The organism is Oleiphilus sp. HI0043, assembly GCF_001634935.1.
Genome location: NZ_LWEY01000323.1, coordinates 1 through 554, shown reverse-complemented (window position 1 = coordinate 554; position 554 = coordinate 1). Strand labels below are relative to the sequence as shown.

Here is a 554-nt window from a genome sequence, read left to right as displayed (position 1 = left end):
CGGTTTTAGCTGTCAGCATAATAATAGGGATATCACTGGTCGCTTCATTGCGTTTCAAGCGTCTTGCCAATTCAATTCCGCTAGTGCCTGGCAACATCCAATCAAGTAAAATCATATCGGGACGTTGATCCACAATAGCAATAAATGCATCCTGCGCATTTGAAGCTTCGATACAATTGTAATCAGCCATTTCTAAAGCAACAGCAATCATTTCTCTGATTGATGCTTCATCATCAACAATTAATACGGTTTTTTCTGACATAGTACTTACTCCAAAAATCAAACTGTATTAAAACGGCAAGCTGTTACAGTTTTATGACACTACACTGTAAGCCTATGCTGAGAACCTAATGAGCGCTCCTTTTTGCGAAGTTTTACAATTCACCTGACATAAAAGTCTAGAAACAGTCCCAGGAATAAAACCATACCCACCCAGTTATTGTTCAAAAACGCCTTAAAGCACTCATCTCTGTCACGATGGCGAATCAAGTGCTGCTGATATACAAATAGTACCGACGCAACGACAATACTCAGAAAGTAAAACTGCCCCATTT

1 protein-coding gene is annotated in these 554 nt (G+C 39.5%); it reads right to left on the bottom strand.

Annotation, left to right across the window (positions count from 1 at the left end):
• On the bottom strand, positions 1-262 hold a 262-nt coding region (locus A3729_RS04415), incomplete at its 3' end, for a response regulator (RefSeq protein ID WP_156497659.1).
• Between the last annotated feature and the right edge of the window lie 292 nt (positions 263-554).